At 75.5% G+C, this 18,209-nt stretch carries 17 protein-coding genes; 12 read left to right on the top strand and 5 right to left on the bottom strand.

Annotated features, from left to right (window positions below; genetic code table 11):
* Positions 1–3: 3 nt before the first annotated feature.
* The gene (locus tag CR165_RS07470) at positions 4–1,425 is read right to left on the bottom strand and encodes a M48 family metalloprotease (protein WP_181378040.1); all 1,422 of its coding nucleotides are present in this window, start codon (positions 1,423–1,425) and stop codon (positions 4–6) included.
* Here CR165_RS07470 and CR165_RS07465 point away from each other — a divergent pair.
* On the top strand, positions 1,424–2,899 hold the full coding sequence (locus tag CR165_RS07465) for a gamma-glutamyltransferase (protein WP_181378039.1): 1,476 nt from the start codon (positions 1,424–1,426) through the stop codon (positions 2,897–2,899). The two genes, CR165_RS07470 and CR165_RS07465, sit on opposite strands and share 2 nt — an antisense overlap.
* Before the next feature lie 90 nt (positions 2,900–2,989).
* Positions 2,990–4,153 (top strand): pyridoxal phosphate-dependent aminotransferase, encoded by a 1,164-nt coding sequence (locus CR165_RS07455; protein WP_109516327.1) that lies wholly within the window; start codon positions 2,990–2,992, stop codon positions 4,151–4,153.
* 10 nt (positions 4,154–4,163) lie between these two features.
* Here the strand turns inward: CR165_RS07455 and CR165_RS24930 are convergent, their stop codons facing one another.
* The gene (locus tag CR165_RS24930) at positions 4,164–4,310 is read right to left on the bottom strand and encodes a hypothetical protein (protein ID WP_181378051.1); all 147 of its coding nucleotides are present in this window, start codon (positions 4,308–4,310) and stop codon (positions 4,164–4,166) included.
* A gap of 225 nt (positions 4,311–4,535) precedes the next feature.
* Between CR165_RS24930 and CR165_RS07445 the strand changes: the two genes are divergently transcribed.
* Positions 4,536–4,742, top strand: a complete 207-nt coding sequence (locus CR165_RS07445) for a hypothetical protein (RefSeq protein WP_109516325.1) — start codon at positions 4,536–4,538, stop codon at positions 4,740–4,742.
* On the opposite strand, the gene CR165_RS07440 is transcribed toward CR165_RS07445, so the two are convergent.
* Positions 4,739–5,371 carry a hypothetical protein gene (locus tag CR165_RS07440; protein WP_146201848.1) on the bottom strand — a complete coding sequence of 211 codons (633 nt, stop codon included), beginning with the start codon at positions 5,369–5,371 and terminating at the stop codon, positions 4,739–4,741. The genes CR165_RS07445 and CR165_RS07440 overlap by 4 nt on opposite strands.
* A 35-nt stretch (positions 5,372–5,406) precedes the next feature.
* Between CR165_RS07440 and CR165_RS07435 the strand changes: the two genes are divergently transcribed.
* The 7 genes from CR165_RS07435 to CR165_RS07405 all read left to right on the top strand — a co-directional run bounded on the left by CR165_RS07435 (position 5,407) and on the right by CR165_RS07405 (position 13,684).
* Positions 5,407–6,237: an aldo/keto reductase gene (locus CR165_RS07435; RefSeq protein WP_109516323.1), complete on the top strand. Its 831-nt coding sequence runs from the start codon at positions 5,407–5,409 to the stop codon at positions 6,235–6,237.
* Positions 6,238–6,354: 117 nt separating this feature from the next.
* On the top strand, positions 6,355–8,397 hold the full coding sequence (locus CR165_RS07430; protein ID WP_109516322.1) for a proton-conducting transporter transmembrane domain-containing protein: 2,043 nt from the start codon (positions 6,355–6,357) through the stop codon (positions 8,395–8,397).
* Positions 8,397–9,353: a respiratory chain complex I subunit 1 family protein gene (locus CR165_RS07425; protein WP_109516321.1), complete on the top strand. Its 957-nt coding sequence runs from the start codon at positions 8,397–8,399 to the stop codon at positions 9,351–9,353. Before CR165_RS07430 ends, CR165_RS07425 begins: the two co-directional genes overlap by 1 nt.
* 12 nt (positions 9,354–9,365) lie before the next feature.
* Positions 9,366–10,046 (top strand): hydrogenase-4 component E, encoded by a 681-nt coding sequence (locus CR165_RS24925; protein WP_181378038.1) that lies wholly within the window; start codon positions 9,366–9,368, stop codon positions 10,044–10,046.
* Positions 10,046–11,482 (top strand): proton-conducting transporter transmembrane domain-containing protein, encoded by a 1,437-nt coding sequence (locus CR165_RS07415; RefSeq protein WP_245906209.1) that lies wholly within the window; start codon positions 10,046–10,048, stop codon positions 11,480–11,482. Before CR165_RS24925 ends, CR165_RS07415 begins: the two co-directional genes overlap by 1 nt.
* Before the next feature lie 19 nt (positions 11,483–11,501).
* Positions 11,502–13,007, top strand: a complete 1,506-nt coding sequence (locus CR165_RS07410; protein ID WP_109516319.1) for a hydrogenase large subunit — start codon at positions 11,502–11,504, stop codon at positions 13,005–13,007.
* A 26-nt stretch (positions 13,008–13,033) separates the two neighbouring features.
* Complete coding sequence (locus CR165_RS07405; protein WP_109516318.1) at positions 13,034–13,684, top strand: NADH-quinone oxidoreductase subunit B family protein; 651 nt, start codon at positions 13,034–13,036, stop codon at positions 13,682–13,684.
* 115 nt (positions 13,685–13,799) lie between these two features.
* On the opposite strand, the gene CR165_RS07400 is transcribed toward CR165_RS07405, so the two are convergent.
* Positions 13,800–14,069 carry a hypothetical protein gene (locus tag CR165_RS07400; protein ID WP_109516317.1) on the bottom strand — a complete coding sequence of 90 codons (270 nt, stop codon included), beginning with the start codon at positions 14,067–14,069 and terminating at the stop codon, positions 13,800–13,802.
* A 113-nt stretch (positions 14,070–14,182) separates the two neighbouring features.
* Complete coding sequence (locus tag CR165_RS07395) at positions 14,183–14,614, bottom strand: DUF1489 family protein (protein WP_109516316.1); 432 nt, start codon at positions 14,612–14,614, stop codon at positions 14,183–14,185.
* A 165-nt stretch (positions 14,615–14,779) separates the two neighbouring features.
* On the opposite strand from CR165_RS07395, the gene CR165_RS07390 reads away from it, so the two are divergent.
* Together CR165_RS07390 and CR165_RS07385 are read left to right on the top strand one after the other, a co-directional pair.
* Entirely contained in the window at positions 14,780–15,775 is a 996-nt protein-coding gene (locus tag CR165_RS07390; protein ID WP_109516315.1) for a TAXI family TRAP transporter solute-binding subunit, read from the top strand.
* Between the two features lie 117 nt (positions 15,776–15,892).
* Positions 15,893–18,202, top strand: coding sequence for a methyl-accepting chemotaxis protein (locus CR165_RS07385; protein ID WP_109516314.1), 2,310 nt, complete (start codon positions 15,893–15,895; stop codon positions 18,200–18,202).
* Positions 18,203–18,209: the final 7 nt, after the last annotated feature.

Here is an 18,209-nt window from a genome sequence, read left to right as displayed (position 1 = left end):
GGCTTATCGTCTCCGTCGTTCGTTCTCGCGCTCGGCGGCGCGCTGCTCGGGGGTCAGGTTGTCGCGCCGCGCGGCGTTGCGCAGGTCGGCGGCGCGCAGCCGGGCGGGGCTGGGGGGCAGCGCCTCCTCGGCGCGGCGGGCCAGGAAGCGGGCGGCGGGGAAATCCTCCTCCAGCATCGCCTCCTCCGCCAGGGCCAGGTCGGCCAGCGGCATCTGGCCGAGCCGGCCGCGGGCGATGCCGAGCTGCCGCCAGGTGAAGGCGGAGTCGCGGTCGAGCGCCAAACTCGCCTCCAGCTCGGCCACGGCGGGCGGCAGCAGGGCCGGGTCGCCGAGCTCGATCATCACCCGCGCATGGGCGGTGCGGATCAGCGGCTCGGCGGGGGCGAGGCGGGCGGCGGCGGCGTAGGCGGGCAGCGCCTCGGCGGCGCGGTGGCCCTCGAACAGCACCTGCCCCTTCATCTCGTGCAGCCAGGGATTGCCCGGCTGCGCGGCCAGCAGCGACTCCAGCCCGGCCACGGCCTCGGCGATGCGGCCCGCGCGGAACGCCATGATGGCGCGGGCATAGCGCGCCGGCGCGCCCGAATCCTCCGCCGGGTATTGCCGCAGCACCCGTTGCGGCGGGTCGAGGAAGCCGTGCAGCTTGGCCTTCGCCATGGCGAAGGCACCCTCCAGCGCCGCCGGCATCAGCGCCGGGGTGCTGCGGCTGCGGCGCATCTGCTCGCGCACGAATTCCAGCCGGTCCTGCGAGAGCGGGTGGGTGCGGAAATACGGGTCCTGCCGGCCGACGGCGAGCAGCTCCTGGTCCAGCAGCCGCTCCAGCAGGCGCTTCAGCCCCGCGGCGGACCAGCCCACCGTCTCCAGGTAGTGCAGCCCGGCCTGGTCGGCCGCCTGCTCCTGCCCGCGGGTGAAGGCGAAGAGCCCGCCCAGGGCGCTGCTCTGCCCGCCCAGGGCGATGGCACCGAAGGCGCCGCCCTGGCCGGTGGCCACCGCCGCCCCGGCGCCGAGCAGCATGGCGGCGACGGAGCGGATCGTCGCCATCCGCATCTCCTCCGGCAGCCGCGCGAGGTGCCCGCCGGCGATGTGGCCGGTCTCGTGCGCCAGCACCCCGGCCAGCTCGGCGGCCGACCCGGCCTGCAGGATGAGCCCCGTGTGGATGAACATGCGGTTGCCGGTGGTGACGAAGGCGTTTATGGCGCGGTTCTGGATGAGGGTGATGTCCACCCGGCCAGGGTCGATCCCGGCGGCGCGGAACAGGGGGTTGGCGAAGCCGCGGACCATGCGTTCGGTCTCGGCGTCGCGGATCACCACCACGCCCCGCCCGCCCTCTCTTCCGCCCTGGGCCGCAGCGGCCCCGGGAACCAGCACCGGAGTGAAGAACGCCAGCATGAGCAGCAGCGCGCGGAACGGGGCCAGCAGCTTTCCCATGCCGGCCATTCTAGCCCGAGCCGACCGGGAGCGGCCAGCACCGCAGCCCCGCCGGGGCGCCCCCGCCACGCTGGCGGCCCTGGGCCTGCTGGCGCTGGCCGGCTGCGGCACCGTGAGCAACGCGGTGAGCGGCCTGACCGGCGGCGGACCGGCCCCCGGCCAGCCCGGCTATGTCAGCGGCTTCCTCGGCGGCGCGGTGGCCGATGAGCCGCGCGCCGCGCTGGTGGCGCGCGAGGTGCTCTCGGTCGGCGGCACGGCGGCGGATGCGGCGGTGGCGGCGGGCTTCGCCATGGCCGTCACGCTGCCCTCGCGCACCGGGCTCGGCGCCGGCGGCGCCTGCCTCGTCTACACCCACAGCCGCAACACCACCGAGGCGCTGCTGTTCCTGCCGCCCGCCGGCACCGCCGCCGGCGGCGACCGCCCGGCCGCGGTGCCGATGCTGGCGCGCGGCCTGTTCGCCCTGCACACCCGCAACCCGCGCCGGCCTTTCGAGGAATTGATGGCGCCGGCCGAGCAGCTCGCCCGCTTCGGCGCCACCGTCTCGCGCGCCTTCGCGCAGGACCTCGCCGCCGTCTCCGGCCCGCTCTTCGCCGATCCGCGCGCCCGCGCCCTCTACGCCGACGCCGCCGGCCGGCCGCTGGCCGAGGGCGAGCGGATGACCCAGGCCGATCTCGGCGCCACGCTGGGCGCGCTGCGCGTCTCCGGCGTGGGCGACCTGCACCAGGGCGCCCTGGCCCGCCGGCTGGAGGCGGCGAGCCCCGGCATCGGCGGCCCGCTGACCGTGGAGCAGCTCCGCCCGGCCCTGCCCAGCGTCACCGCGCCGCTGCAGGTGAGCGTGGGCAGCGACATCCTCTCCTTCCTGCCGGCGCCGGCCGATGGCGGGCTGGCCGCCGCCGCCGCCTTCCAGGCGCTGCAGGCGGGCGAGGGGGTGGACGCCGCCTCGCAGCGCGGCCTCGCCGTCTCCCATGCCTGGCGCCAGGGCGGGGCCGACCCCGCCGCGCTGCTCGCGCGCCCGCCGGCCTTCCCCGGCGCCGCGCCGGTGCTGCCGGCCTCGGCCGGGCTGATGACGCTGGACCGCGACGGCAACGCCGTCTCCTGCGTGTTCACGCTGAACAACCTGTTCGGCACCGGCCGCGTGGTGCCGCAGATGGGCTTCCTGCTGGCCGCCGCCCCCGGCGTCGGGCGCGTCGAGCCGCCGCTGCTGGCGGCCGCCCTGGCGCACAACGCCAATCTCCGCGCCTTCCGCTACGCCGGCACCGGCACCGGGCAGGCGGCGGCGCCGATCGCGCTGGCGCTGCCGGCGGCCCGCCACCTGCTGAACCGCACCGGCATCGACGCCGCCGTGGCCGGGGTGCCGGAGCCGGGGCGGGCCAATGCCATCGGCTGCCCGGCCTACCTGCCGGGCAATTCCGCCCAGTGCGCCGCCGCCACCGACCCGCGCGGGGCGGGGCTGGCCATCGGCGGCGGGCTCTGAGGCCCAGGCCGGGGAGGGTGCCGCCCTCCCCGGGCACCCTCCCGCCGGGGTGACGGCGCCAGGAGTATCGAGACAGATGTTGAAGACGGAATGTTGAAGACGGGCCGCGGGGCGGAAGCGCCGCCCTTCCTGGTGATGGACGTCATCGCCGCCGCCAATGCGCGCGCGGCCGCGCTGCCGCCGGGCGCGCCGGGGGTGCTGCGCATGGAGGTGGGGCAGCCCTCCACCGGCGCCCCGCGCATCGCGGTCGTGGCGGCCCAGCGCGCCCTCTCGGCCGGCGCGCCGATGGGCTACACGGAGGCCTTTGGCCTGCGCAGCCTGCGCGAGCGCATCGCCCGGCACTACGAGGACAAGTACGAGGTCACCGTGGCGCCCGGCCGCGTGGCGGTGACGGTGGGGGCCTCGGGCGCCTTCCCGCTGGCCTTCCTCGCCGCCTTCGACCCGGGCGACAGGGTGGCGATGGCCGCCCCCTTCTACCCGCCCTACGCCAACATCCTCACTGCCCTCGGCATGGTGCCGCAGCTGCTGCCCTGCGACGCCTCCACCCGCTTCCAGCCCAGCATCGCCATGCTGGAGGCGCTGGACCCGCGGCCCGAGGGGCTGATCGTCGCCTCGCCCTGCAACCCGGCGGGCACCATGCTCTCGGCGGAGGAGCTTGGCGCCATCGCCCGCTGGTGCCACGAGAACGGCGTGCGGCTGATCTCGGACGAGATCTACCACGGCCTCTCCTACGGCATGGCCGAGACCACCGCCGCCGCGCTGAGCGACAGCGCCGTGGTGATCAACAGCTTCTCCAAGTACTTCTCGATGACCGGCTGGCGCATCGGCTGGATGGTGCTGCCCGAGGACCTGATCCGCCCCGTCGAGTGCCTGGCGCAGAACATGTTCATCAGTGCCCCGCATGTGGCGCAGGTGGCGGCGGAGGCCGCCTTCGAGGGGGTGGAGGAGCTCGAGGGCAACAAGGCCGCCTATGCCCGCAACCGCGACCGGCTGCTGGCCGGACTGCCGGCGGCGGGGTTCGACCGGCTGGCGGCGGCGGACGGCGCCTTCTACCTCTGGGCCGATATCGGCCACCTGACCAATGACAGCGTGGCCTTCGCCGCCCGCATGCTGGCCGAGGCCGGCATCGCCGCCACGCCGGGGGTGGATTTCGACCCGGCGCGCGGCGGCCGCTTCCTGCGCTTCTCCTATTGCGGCGCCGAGGATGCCATGGCCGAGGCGCCGGGGCGGCTGCGCGCCTGGCTGGGGCGCTGAAGGCGCCGCCTCAGACGACGGCCGCCATCCCGCCCGGCCCCTGCGCCAGCAGCGCCGCCAGGGCGCGCAGCCTCTCCTCCAGCGGTGCCCGGTCCGGCGCCGCGCCGAGGGCGATGCGCAGCCCGCGCCCGCCCTCGCCGAAGGCGCCGCCCGGCACCAGCGCCAGCCCTCCTTCATGCTGCTCACCTGCATTCCGCCCCTGCGGCCGCTGAAGGGGTGGCGGGTGGCCAGCCAGTATTTCTACAAGGCCGAGGAGGCGCGCTTCGGCCAGCGCCGGGCGCCCAACGCCGGCTGAGCGCCGCCCGCCGGGCAACCCGGCCGCCGCTCTGTCCGTTCATTCCTTCGCCGGGCAGATGGAGCCCGGCGGGGATGGAGGGCGACGATGATCATGGGTTCCAGCGGCCGGCGCCTGCCGGGCTTCCTCTCGCGGCGGCTCTTCCTGCGCCAGGCCGGCGCGGAGGCCCCCGCCACGCCGCCCCGGGCGGCCACCCAGGCCGAGGCGCCATCCGGCGCGGCCACACGCCGCCCCCGGCCGACATGGCGCCTGCCCGCCGCTGAGGCGCCGCCCGGGTGCGGGCAGGTCCGCTAGTTCGGCGCGAAGAAGCGCTGCAGCCGCTGCAGCATGTCCCGCAGGTTGAAGGGCGGCGGCGGCTCCTCGGCCTGCTCGGCCGGAGCCTGGGCGCGGAAGGCGGCCAGCGCCGCCGGGGTCTCGGAGAGCGGCAGCTCGCGCGGCTCGCTCTCTGCCGTGGCGCTGCCCAGCCCCAGCACCCGCACCAGCACGCGGTCCGCCGCGGCCAGCTCGGTGGCGGCGCGGGCTGCATCCTCCGGGCGCGGGGCGCAGACCACGGAACGCCCTTCCAGCCCGCAGGGCATCTCGAACAGGGCATTGGGCGGGAAGCGGAGCTGCACCGTGCCGGTCAGCGCCAGCAGGCCGCGTGTGGCGCTCTCCAGCCCCAGCTCGCGCGCCGTCACCACCGGCACCAGCCGGCCGCGCCGCGGCGCCACCTCCAGCGCCAGGGCGCCCTGGCTCTCGGTGGCCGGCTCCACGGGCTGGTTGTGGGTCATGCGGCAGGTGGCGCGGTCGGTCATCGGGTCCGCCGCGCAGGCCAGGATCCAGGGACCGTAGCTGTCCGTGGCGGCGCGGGCGGGCGCGGCGGCGAGCGGCCCGAGGCCGGCCAGCAGCAGGGCGAGCGGGGGGAGGATGGCGATGGGGCGCATGTCGCGCAACATAGGGATGCAGAGAGGAGCTTGCCATGAATACGATCACCCTGCCGGATGGCCGCAGCATTCCCGTGCTCGGCCAGGGCACCTGGCGCCTGGGCGAGCGCGGCGCCGACCGCGCGGCGGAGGCGCGGGTGCTGCGCCTCGGCCTCGACCTCGGCCTGACGCTGGTCGACACCGCCGAGATGTATGCCGAGGGCGGCGCCGAGGAGGTGGTGGCCGAGGCCATCGCCGGCCGGCGGCAGGAGGTGTTCCTGGTCAGCAAGGCCTACCCGCAGAACGCCTCCCGCGCCCGGCTGCCGCAGGCCTGCGAGCGCAGTCTGAAGCGGCTCGGCACGGACAGGATCGATCTCTACCTGCTGCACTGGCGCGGCGGCGTGCCGCTGGCCGAGACGGTGGAGGCGATGCGCCGGCTGGTCGAGCAGGGCAAGATCGGGGCCTGGGGCGTCTCCAACCTCGACGTCCCGGACCTGGAGGAGCTGGGCCCCGCCCTCTCCGAATGCGCCACGGACCAGGTGCTCTACAATCTGGAGGCACGCGGCGTGGAGTTCGACCTGCTGCCCTACGCGGCACGGCTGAAGATGCCGGTGATGGCCTATTCGCCCGTGGGGCAGGGCGGCGACCTGCTGGGCCACCCGGCGCTGAAGAAGGTGGCACGGCGCCAGGGCATCAGCCCGGCCCAGGTGGCACTGGCCTGGACGCTGCGCCAGCCGGGCGTCATCAGCATCCCCAAGGCCGCCTCGGAGGCGCATCTGCGCGAGAACGCCGATGTCTGGAAGGTGGTGCTGACGCCGGAGGACCTGTCCGAGCTGGACGGCGCCTTCCCGCCGCCCCGCCGCAAGCAGCCGCTGGAGATGCTCTGAGATGCCGCCGCGCCCGCCCCGGCGCCGGGCGGCGGCGGCGCACACCGCTTTGTCGCTTCCGGCGCCGGGGGGCGGCGCCTATCCTGCCGGCGTGACATGTCCTGACATCCGCGCGCCGTGACCGCGGCGCCCGTACTGCTCCTCTGCCTCCTGCTGCTGCTGGCTGCCGCCGGGGCCTTCGCCGGGCGCTGGCCGGCGCCCTTCGGCATTGCCATCGCCCGGCTGGTGCATGGGGGCTGCGCCGCCGTCTCGGCGGGCTTCGCGCTGCTCGCCATCCTGGCGCTGGCCACGGGGGGCATGGCGCCGGTGCTGCTGCCCTTCGGCCCGCCCTGGGCGCCGCTGAGCCTGGGGCTGGACGCGCTCTCGGCCTGGTTCCTGCTGCTGCTGGGCCTGGCCGGGCTGGCCGCCGGGCTGTTCGCGCTGGAGCGCGAGGTGGCGGTGCCGCCGCGCCGGCTGCTGCCCTGGCCGCTGTTCCTGGCCGGCATGGCGCTGACCCTGCTGGCGGCCGACGCCTTCACCCTGCTGCTGGGCTTCGAGCTGATGTCGCTCGCCTCCTGGGCGCTGGTGGCCTCCAGCCCGGCCGATGCGGAGGCGCGCGCGGCGGCGCGGCAATACCTGGGCTTCGCGCTGTTCGCCGCCGCCTGCCTGGTGCCGGCGGTGGGGCTGATGGGCGGGCTGGCGGGCGACCTCTCCTTCGCCGGGCTGCGCGCCGCGCCGCCGCAGGGCTGGGCGGCGGTGGCGGTGCTGGCGCTGGTGCTGGCCGGGGCGGGGGCCAAGGCGGGGCTGGTGCCGCTGCATGGCTGGCTGCCGCTGGCCCACCCGGTGGCGCCGGGGCCGGTCTCGGCGCTGCTCTCGGGCGTGATGACCAAGGTGGCGCTCTATGTCATGGCGCGGCTGCTGCTCGATCTCGGCGGGCTCGGCCAACCGCTCTGGTGGGGCGTGCCGCTGATGGTGATGGGCGCCGCCTCCGCCGTGCTGGGCGCGCTGCGCGCCGGGCAGGAGCGGGACACCAAGGTCCTGCTGGCCTGCTCCACCATCGAGCATGTCGGGCTGGTCACGCTGGGGCTCGGCCTCGCCGCCACGCTGCGCGCGGCCGATCTCGGTCCGCTGGCGGCGCTGGCGGCGGCGGCGGCGCTGCTGCACGCCCTGGCGCATGGCCTGTTCAAGACCCTCCTCTTCCTGGTGGCGGCCGAGGTGCAGCACGCCGCCGGCTCCCGCCGGCTCGACAGCCTGGGCGCCCTGGTCCACGCCATGCCGGCGGTGGCGCTCTGCGCGCTGGTCGGCGCCGCTGCCGCCGCGGCGCTGCCGCCGCTCTCCGGCTTCGCGGGGGAGTGGCTGCTGCTGCAGGCGCTGCTCGGCGCCTGGCGGGTGGGGGAGCTGGGCTTCCAGGTGCTGGTGGCCGCCTGCACCGCGCTCGCCGCGCTGGCGGCGGCGCTGGGCGCGGCGGCCATGCTGCGCTTCTGGGGGCTGGCCTTCCTCGGCCGCCCGCGCGGCCCCCGCACCCTCGGCGCGCAGGATGCGCCGCCGCTGGTGCGCGCCGCCCTGGCCGGCCTCGCCGGGCTGGCGGTGCTGATCGGCCTGCTGCCCGGGCCGCTGCTGATGCTGGGGGCGGGGGCCATCGGCGCGCTCAGCGGCCATCCCGGCCTGCCGGAGGCGGCGCCGCTCTCGGTCAGCCCCTCGGTGCAGGGTGCGGACTACGCGCCGCTGCCGCTGGCGGTGCTGCTCGGCCTGCTGGGGGCGGGGCTGGTGTGGCTCTGCCGGCGCCTCTCGCCGCAGCCCGCGCGGCGCGGCCCGGCCTGGGATGGCGGCTTCCAGGCGCCGCCGCCGCACCTACCCTTCGGCGACCCCGCCACCCAGCCCGGCGCCGATGGCTTCGCCCAGCCGCTGCGGCGGATGCTGGGCGGCCGCCTGCTGGCGGCGCATGAGGCGGTGCACAGGCCGCCCCCCGGCGACACCGCCCCCGCCCGGCTGGAGAGCGGCTTCCACGACCCGCTGCCGGGACGCCTGCTCGCCCCCCTGGTGGCCCTGCGCGAGCGGCTCTCGGTGGCGGCGGAGCGGCTGCGGGACCTCAGCCTGCGGCGATTGCTGATGCTGGGCTTCGGCACGCTGGTGCTGCTGCTCCTGCTGCTGGCGCTGCTGCCGGGCGGGGGGGCGCGCTGATGCTGTTCCCCGCCATCGTCACGCAATTGCTGCACGCGGCGCTGCTGCTGGCCCTGGCGCCGCTGCTGGTGGGGGTGGTGCGCTGGCTCAAGGCGCGGCTGCTCGGCCGGCGCGGCGCGCACCCCTTCCAGCCCTGGCGGGACCTGCGGAAGCTGCTGCGCAAGCAGCCGGTGCTGGCCGAGGGCGCCTCCCCCGTCACCGCCGCCGCGCCCTATGTGGCGCTGGCGGCGACGCTGGCGGCGGCGCTGATGGTGCCCGGCTTCGCCCGCGGCATGGCGCTGGCGCCGATGGGCGACCTGATCCTGATCGGCGGCCTGCTGGCGGTCTCGCGCTTCGCCCTGGCCCTGGCGGGGATGGATGCCGGCACCGCCTTCGGCGGCCTCGGCGCCGCGCGCGAGATGAGTTTCGCCAGTCTCGCCGAGCCGGCCTTCGTGCTGGCGGTGATGGTGCTCGCCATGCTGGCCGGCACCACCAGCCTCGATGGCATCGGCGCCGTGCTGCAGGAGGGGGCGGTGGGGCTGCGTGTCTCGCTGGGCCTGGCGCTGCTGGCGCTGCTCGCCGTGGCTCTGGCCGAGAATGGCCGCCTGCCGGTGGACAACCCCGCCACCCACCTCGAACTCACCATGGTGCACGAGGCGATGCTGCTGGAGGCCTCCGGCCGCCACCTCGCCCTGTGGGAGATGCAGGGGGCGCTGCGCCTCGCCCTGTGGCTGGCGCTGCTGGCGGCGGTGTTCCTGCCCTTCGGCACGGCGCCGGCCGAGGCCGGGCCGCTCGGCTGGCTGCTGGGCCTCGCCGCCTGGGCGCTGAAGCTCGGCCTGCTGGCGGTGGCGCTGGCGGTGTTCGAGACGGCGATCGCCAAGATGCGCGTCTTCCGCGTGCCGGAGTTCCTCGGCGCGGCGCTGCTGCTGGCGCTGCTCGGGGTGGTGCTCCTGTTCCTCTCCACCGGCCTGGCCTGAAGGGCGCGCGGCATGGGCTTCGGCCAGCTTTCCTACGACATGGCGCACCTGCTGGGCGGCGGCGTGCTGCTGTTCTCCTTCGTGCTGCTCTACCAGCGGCGCCTTTCCGGCGTCATCGCCGCCTTCGCCGCGCAGGGGGCGCTGCTGGCGCTGGCCGTGGCGTGGCAGGGCTGGGCGCAGGGGGCGCCGGGCCTCTACCTCACCGCGCTGCTGGCGGCGGTGGCGCAGGCGGTGCTGCTGCCGCTGGCGCTGCGCCGCCTTGTCCGCCATCTCGCGGTGCAGCGCGCGGTGGAGCCGGCGCTCGGCATCGGCGCCAGCATGGTGGCGGGCGTCGCACTGGTGGCGCTGGCGCTGATGGTGGTGCTGCCGGCCACCGCCGGCGCCGGCCTTCAGGCGCGGGAGGATCTGGCGCTGGCCCTTTCCGTGGTGCTGCTCGGCATGCTGATGATGATCACGCGGCACAACGCCATCAGCCAGCTGGTGGGGCTGCTCAGCCTGGAGAACGGGCTGGTGCTGGCCGCCTCCGGCGTGCGGGGCATGCCGCTGGTGCTGGAGCTGTCCACCGCCGCGCTGGTGCTGATGCTGGCCGCCGTTGCCGGCTTCTTCGTCTTCCGCCTGCGCGAGAGCCTCGCCAGCCTCGACGTCTCCGCCCTGCACGCGCATCGCGGCGAGCGGGAGGGGGAGGGCGCATGATGCACCCCGCCCTCCTGGTGCTGCTGCCCTTCCTGGGCGCGGTGGTGCTGGCCGCGATCCCCCGCCAGCCCGTGGCGGCGCTGGCCAATATCGGCTTCTCGGCCGGCGGCTTCCTGCTGGCGCTGGCGCTGCTCGCCCTGCCGCGCGAGGTCGAGGGGCTGCTGCATCTCGACGCGCTGAACCTGCCGCTGCTGCTGCTCTCGGGGCTGGTCGGCCTCACCACGGCGGTGTTCTCGGCCGCCACCCTGCCGGCGGAGGGCTTCGGCCCGCGCGCCGGGCGGGCCTACCACGCCGCCTTCCAGCTTTTCCTCGGCGCCAACCACCTGGCGCTGCTGGCCGACAATCTCGGCCTGATGTGGGTGGCGATCGAGCTGGCCACGCTGGCCAGCGTGCTGATGGTGGCGCTGCACCGCACCCCCGCCGCCATCGAGGCGGCCTGGAAGTTCCTGATGCTGTGCGGCGTCGGCATCGGGCTGGCGCTGTTCGGCACCATCGTGCTGGCGCTGGCGGCGCAGCCGCTCACCGGGGGTGGTGCCGCCTCCCTCTCCATTGCCGCCCTCGGCCGCGTGGCGCGGGAGGCCGATCCGGCGCTGATGACGCTCGCCTTCGTCTTCCTGCTGGTGGGCTACGGCACCAAGGCGGGGCTGGTGCCGCTGCATTCCTGGCTGCCCGATGCCCATGCCGAGGGGCCGATGGCGATCTCCGCCGTGCTCTCCGGCCTGCTGCTGAACGCGGCGTTGCACGCCATCCTGCGCGCCAAGGCCATCGTGGCGCTGAACCCCGGGCCGCTGCCGCCCGGCGCGCTGATGGTGGCGATGGGCCTCGCCTCGCTGCTGCTGGCCGCCTTCGCGCTGTGGCGGCGGCGGGATGCGCGGCGCCTCTTCGCCTGGAGCAGCATCGAGCATATGGGCCTCGCCGCCTTCGCCTTCGGGCTGGGCGGGCCGGCGGCGATGGCGGGGCTGCTGCACATGCTCGGCCATTCGCTGGTCAAGAGCGCCCTGTTCTTCGCCCTTGGCCGCGCCATCGTGCTGAAGGGCGGGCAGCGCCTCGCCGCCATCGGCGGGCTGAACCTCTCCCATCCGGTGCTGGGCTGGACGCTGGCGCTCGCCATCCTCGCCACCGCCGGGCTGCCGCCCTTCTCCCTCTTCGCCAGCGAGTTCCTGATGGCGCAGCAGAGCGTGGCGCGGCTGCCCTGGCTGGCCCTGCCGCTCGGCCTCGGCCTGCTGGTGGCGGCGCTGGCGCTGCTGCGCACCCTGCAGGATCTCTGCTTCGGCCCGGCCACGGCCGACGCGCCCGGCGCCCCGCCGCCCGCGCTTGGCGAATGGGCGGTGCTGGCCCCGGCGCAGCTCCACCTGCTGCTGGCGCTGGCGCTGGGGATGGCGCTGCCCGCGCCGCTCGCCGCCCTGCTGGCCGAGGCCGCGAGGATCGCCGGATGACCCCCGCGAGGTTCGCGCCATGAATGGCCCCGCCACCCGCCTGATCCAGTCCGGCACCCGCCGTTCGCCCTTGCGCTGGCGGCTGGACGAGGGCGGCTGGGCGGCGCTGCCCGCCGCGCTGCGGCAGGAGCCGGAGCTGGAATTCCTGGGCCTGTGGGGCGAGGCCGAGCGGGTGCACGCCGCCTTCCGCCATGCCGGGGGCGGCCCGCCGCTGCTGGCCACGGCCGATGCCACGGGCGGCCGCTATGCCGCCCTCTCCCCCGCCCGCCCCGCCGCCAGCCGCTTCGAGCGCATGGTGGCCGATCTCTGGGGGCTGCGCGCCGAGGGGGCGGTGGATTCCCGCCCCTGGCTGGACCACGGCGTGTGGCCGCTCCACGCCCCGCTCGGCAAGTCGCCCAGCCCGCCGGTGGGCGAGCTGCCGCAGCCCGCCTTCCTGCCCGCCGAGGGGGAGGGGGTGCACCAGATCCCGGTCGGGCCCGTGCATGCGGGCGTGATCGAGCCGGGGCATTTCCGCTTCCATGTGCAGGGCGAGACCATCGTCCGGCTGGAGACGCGTCTGGGCTACGCGCACAAGGGCGTGCTGGGGCTGATGCGGGGCAAGTCGCCCCGGCTGGCGGCGCGGCTGGCGGCGCGGCTCTCGGGCGATTCCACCGTGGCGCATGCCTGGGCCTTCGCCGCCGCCGCCGAGGCCGCCACCGGCGTCACGCCGCCGCCACGCGCCACCCTGCTGCGCGGCGTGATGGCGGAGCTGGAGCGCATCGCCAACCACCTCAACGATATCGGCTTTCTCTGCAACGACGCCGCCTTCGCCTGGCCGCATGCCCGCTGCGGCCTGCTGCGCGAGCGTGTGCTGCGCGCGGCGGACGCCGCCTTCGGCCACCGGCTGATGATGGACCGCGTGGTGCCGGGCGGCGTCTCCATCGACATCGCGCCGAGCGGGCCGGAGGCGATTCTGGCCGCGCTGGCGGCGGTGGTGGCCGGGCTGCCGGCGCTGCGCCGCGCGATCGAAGGCCATGCCAGCCTGCAGGACCGGCTGGCCGGCACCGGCACGCTGCGCCCTGGCCTGGCGGCGGGCTTCGCCGCCGGCGGCTATGTCGGCCGCGCCTCGGGGCGGGATTTCGACGCACGGCGGGACATGCCCTACGCGCCCTATGACCGCCTCGGCTTCACCGTGCCGCTGCGCCAGGCGGGCGATGTGGAGGCGCGGCTGCAGATCCGCCTCGACGAGCTGGCCGAGAGCCTGGCCATGGTGGCCGCCCTGCTGGCGCGGCTGGAGGCGGGCGAGACGCTGCTGCCCATTCCCGCCCGGGCGGGGGAGGGGGTCGGCGTGGTGGAGGGCTTCCGCGGCGAGGTGCTGTGCTGGATGGCGCTGGACGAGGCGGGGCTGATCCGCGCCATCTTCCCGCGCGATCCCTCCTGGCTGCACTGGCCGCTGCTGGAGGCGGCGGTGGAGGGCGACATCGTGGCCGACTTCCCGCTCTGCAACAAATCCTTCAACGCCTCCTACAGCGGGGTGGACCTGTGACCCCGCCCCGGCAGGGAGACTGACAGATGCCCTGGCCCCGCCCGCTGCTCGCCGATCTGGCGCGCACCGTGTTCCGCCGCCCGCTGACCGACCCGCCGCCGGAGAGCACGCCCGAGATCGTCGCCGCCCTGGTGGAGCGGCTGGACGCCATGGCGCGCGGCCGCCTCGGCCGCAGCCTGGCGATCCGCCATGTCGATGCCGGCTCCTGCAATGGCTGCGAGCTGGAGGTGAACGCCCTCTCCGGCGTGGCCTACGACCTGGAGCGGTTCGGGCTGCGCTTCGTCGCCTCGCCGCGCCACGCCGATGTGCTGCTCGTCACCGGGCCGGCCGCGCGCAACATGAACGAGGCCCTGCTGCGCACCCATGCCGCCATGCCCGACCCGAAATGGGTGGTGGCGGTGGGCGACTGCGCGGTGGATGGCGGCGTGTTCCAGGGCAGCCCGGCGGTGGAGGAGGGCGGCGTCGGTCAGGTCGTGCCGGTGGACCTGCTGATCCCCGGCTGCCCGCCCAGCCCGACCCTGCTGCTGGAGGGGCTGCTGGCGCTGCTGGAGGCGGAGGTCTCGGCGCCGCCGCCGGTGCTGCCGCCACGGCCCGTGGAGCCTTCCCTGGAGGACTGGGCGCAGCCGCAGCCCAGGGACCCGGCGCAGGACCCTGCCTGGAAGCAGGACCCCACCTGAAAAAATGGGCCGGCCGGACGAGCCGGCCGGCCCAACAGCCGGCCCCCGGAAGGGCTGGCTGATCGGACGGCGGCCTGCCGGGAAATAAGGCCGCCGCCGAATCCGGGCGCCCTGCTCAGCCGGCCGTGCGGGCGGCGCGGCGGGCGCGGGCGGCCTGCTGGCGCTGGGTGCGCTTGACGGCGCTGGCGTGCTGGCGCTGGCGGGTGGTGCTGCGCGCGCTGTGGCGGCGGGTGTGCTGGCGCGCCGCCGCCGGCTGTGCCTGGGTACCTGCCGTGACGGCCTGGCCACGCGGGGCGCGGGCCTCGGCGGTGCCGGAAAGGGCGGTCAGGGCCAGCGGTGCGGCCAGGGCGAAGGCCGCGAGCAGGAGGCGGAACGAGCGGAGCATTGCGGTGGATTCCTGATGGCGAGGGAAGCACGCCCCTCAGCCAACAGGCTGCGCAAGCTGGCCTCTCGCCAGGATGGGCCGGCGCTGAATTCACCGTAATGAAGTGTTTGCCTTCAGAGCAGGCAGAGCAGCTGCAACTCGCGCCGCAGCGCCTCGGGCAGGGCGGCGATGCCGTCATCCGCCGCGCCGTCGGGGCGGGCGGCGATGTCGGGCGGCGCGGCCTCGGGCGCCAGGTAGCGCCAGCCCTGGAAGGCCTTCACCGGCCGTGCTGCCACCGCCACCAGCGCCGGGTCCAGCACCAGGGCGGCGTACGCCGTGCCGTCCTCCGCCGCCTCGGTGCGGATGTCGAGGATGCGCTGGCGGACGCAGGCGAAGCCGGCCACCACCCAGTAGAGCGAGCCGCCCGCCAGCACCTCCTCCGCCCGCTTGGGCTGCATGCGGGTGAGGTGGCGGAGCGGCGGGTCGAGGCGGGCGCGCCGCTCCTGCGCGGCGCGGAGGGAGGCCACGTCGCGCGGGCCGACGCAGAGCTTGATGATGTGCAGCACGCCGCCTGATCTACGCCCCCCGCGCCGCGCCGCAAGGGGGGGCGATCGTGGTGCTTCCTTTGTGTGGCGCGCTGCGGCACGCTGCTCCCCGGCCACACCCGGCGGCATGATCGGGGCCGGGCCAGGACGGCGGCCGCGGCCGCCGCGGACAGGGAAGGAAGACCGATGCAACGACGCGAGATGCTCTTCGCCGGCGCGCTGGCGGCCACGCTGCCGGTGCTGGCGCCACGCCTGGCGGCGGCGCAGCCCAAGCAGGCCGGCTGGCCGCGCGCGCTCACCATGGGCACGGCGGCGCCGGGCGGCACCTACGCGCTCTACGGCCCGGCCTGGGGGCAGATGGCGCAGGCGGCGACGGGGGTCGCCATCTCCTACCGGACCACCCAGGGGCCGAACCAGAACATCCTGCTGGTGGAGCGCAAGGAGGTGGAGATCGCCATGACCACCATGGGCGTGGCGCTGCAGGCCTGGGAAGGCAAGGGCGACTGGACCCAGGGCAAGCAGTTCCGCGAGATCCGCGCGCTGTTCCCGATGTATGACACGCCCTTCCACGGCATCGCGCTGAAGCGCAGCGGCATCACCCGCTTCGCGCAGCTGGAGGGCAAGAACATCGGCGTCGGCCCGCGCGGGGGCACGCCCGGCACCTACTTCCCCATCATCATGAGCACGCTGGGCTACAAGCCGGGGGCGGTGCGCTACGGCTCCGGCTCCGACATGGCGGGGCAGCTGCAGGACGGGCTGCTGGATGCCTACCTCTTCGCCTCCGGCATCCCCGTGCCCTCCTTCAGCGAGGCCGAGACGCAGGGCGATGTGGTGTTCCTCGACTTCACCGAGGCGGAGGTGGCGAAGCTGACGGCGGCGCTGCCCGAGCTCTCCCCCGGCACCATCCCGGCCAGCACCTACCGCACCGCCGGGCGCGATCTGCGGGTGGTCGGCATGTTCAACTTCGCCATCGCGCATCGCAGTCTGGACGAGGGCCTGGTCTATGCCATCGTCAAGGCGGTGATGGACGGCAACGCGCAGCTGGTGCAGGCGATCGCGGCGGCGCGCGAGACGGTGCCGGCCAATGCCGCCAAGAACGGCTTCCTGCCCTTCCATCCCGGCGCGGCGCGCTACTTCCGCGAGAAGGGCATCAACCTGCCGGACAAGCTCGTGGCAGCCTGAGGGCGGCGGCACGGCGCGGCGGGGGAGGGCGGGCGGCGGGCTGAAACAGTGGCGTTTCACAAGGCCTTAAGCCTGGCGGGGCATTCTGCGGCCGAACCAGACGCTGGAGGGCCGCCAATGCGCATACTGCTGAACCTGCCCGTCGCACAGAAGCTGCTCCTTTCGGCTCTGTTGGCGATTGGCCTGCTGGGGCTGCTGGTGGCCCGCAGTGATGCGGGGCTGTCCGCCGTGGCGCAGGAAAGCCAGACGCTCAAAGTCGCCGCCGAGGCCGATGCCGCGTTGCGGGAGGTGCGTTTCGCGCTGGCGCGCGCGGGAATCGCCACCCGCAGCGCCATCGCCGCGCAGTCGCCCGCAGCCGTGGAGGGGGCCACGCGGGAGCTGGAGCAGTGGCTCGCCGAGGCGCGCCGCCTGCTGGGCCAGGGCGGCCAGGGCGACCCGAAGAGGGCCGAGGCGCAGATGCTGCTGGAGCGCTACCGGACCCTGGCCATGGAGCTGGCGCGGCTGCGCCGGGATCTGCTGGAGGCGCGCGACCAGCAGCTTTTCCCCGCCTTCCGCGCCTATGGCAGGCAGTTGGAGCCCGCCCTCGGCATGGTCGAGTACGCGGCCCTGCCGGGGGAGGAGCGCGGCGCGCTGCGCGACCGCCTGCAGTCTCTCCACATGGCGGCCGGCGAACTGCGCAACGCCGTGCAGCACCACCTGATCACCGACGAGGACGCGCCGCTGCAGCGGATGCGGCAGGCCGTGGCGCAGATCGAGGCGCACCGGCAAGGGCTTGAGCGTAGCCTGCCCGGCCTGCGCGATGCGGGGCTGGCGGCGGATCTGCGGCAGCTTTCCGGCCTGGCGGAGCGCATGGGAACCCTGGCCGCGGATGTGGCGGCGCTGAATCTGCGCCGGCAGGCCATGGTGCAGGAGGCGGTGGCGGTGCGCGTCTCGATCGACCGCCAGATGGACGGGCTGAGCGAGGCACTGGCCGCCACGGCGCGGCGCACCGAGGTGGCGCTGCAGGAGGATCTCCTGTCGCTGCGGCAGGGCGGGCAGTGGACCGGCGGCGCCGTGGTGCTGGTGCTTCTGCTCTCGGCCTGGGGGATGGGCCGGCTGGTGGGGGCGCCGATGCGGCGGCTGGCGGCGGCGCTGGGGCGGATCACCGCCGGGGAGGCGGCGCAGCCCGTGCCGGAGCAGCACCGGCGGGACGAGATCGGCGCCATCGCCTCGGCGGCCGAGGCGCTGCGCGTCCACATGCGGCAATCCTACCTCCAGAAGCAGATGATGGAGCAGCTGCCGATCGCCATCGTCACCGCCGATCCGCGCGACGATTTCCGCATCAACTACATGAACGCGGCGATGCGCGGGGTGCTCAAGGACCGCATCGCCCACCTCCTGCCCTGCCGGCCGGAGGAGGTGCTGGGCAAGAGCTTCGACATCTTCCACCGCGACCCGGCCCGCCAGCGCGCCCTGATGGCCGATGGCTCGCGCCTGCCCTACCGCGCCCGCATCACCGCGGGCGGCGAGACGATGGAGCTCAATGTCAGCGCCATCCGCGACCCTTCCGGCGCCTATGTCGGGCCGATGCTGGTCTGGACCATGGTGACCGAGCAGGCCCGGCTGGCCGACACCTTCGAGGCCGACGTCAAATCGGTGGTGGAGACCTTCGTCACCCGGGCCGGGGAGATGCAGGAGGCGGCCGGCCGGCTCACCGCCACCGCCCGCCAGTCGCAGGAGGAGGCCAGCACCGTGGCCGACGCGGCCAGCCGCGCCAACTCGGACGTTCAGGCGGTGGCGGCGGCGGCGGAGGAGATGGCGGCCTCGATCGTCGAGATCACCCGGCGGGTTTCCGAGGCGGCGGGGGTAACGCAGCAGGCGGTGGCCGAGGCGCAGGCCACCGACGCCACCATGCGCAGCCTGACCGAGGCGGCGGCGCGCATCGGCGACGTGGTGAAGCTGATCGGCGACATCGCCGGGCAGACCAACCTGCTGGCGCTGAATGCCACGATCGAGGCGGCGCGGGCGGGGGAGGCGGGCAAGGGCTTCGCCGTGGTGGCGTCCGAGGTGAAGAACCTGGCCGGGCAGACCGCCCGCGCCACCGAGGAGATCAGCAGCCAGATCGCCGAGATGCAGGCCGCCACCAGCCGCGCGGTGGAGGCGATCCGCGGCATCGGCAGCACGGTGGAACGGACCAACGGCATCGCCACCGCCATTGCCGCCGCGGTGGAGGAGCAGGGGGCGGCGACGCAGGAGATCGCGCGTGCCGCCGCGCAGGTGGCGGAGGCCACCGGCACCGTCAGCTCCCGCATCGGGAGCGTGCGGATGGCGGCGGCGGAGACCGGCGGCTCGGCCGGGCATGTGCTGGAGGCGGCGCGCGAGCTGTCCGGCCAGGCCAGCGCCCTGCGCAGCCGCTCCGACAGCTTCCTGCAGGCGGTGCGGGCCTGAGCGGGGC

The organism is Teichococcus aestuarii (assembly GCF_003116135.1).
In the GTDB taxonomy this organism is placed as follows: domain Bacteria; phylum Pseudomonadota; class Alphaproteobacteria; order Acetobacterales; family Acetobacteraceae; genus Pseudoroseomonas; species Pseudoroseomonas aestuarii.
Note: the sequence above shows the minus strand (reverse complement) of the source record. Positions and strands in the feature narration are given on the sequence as shown.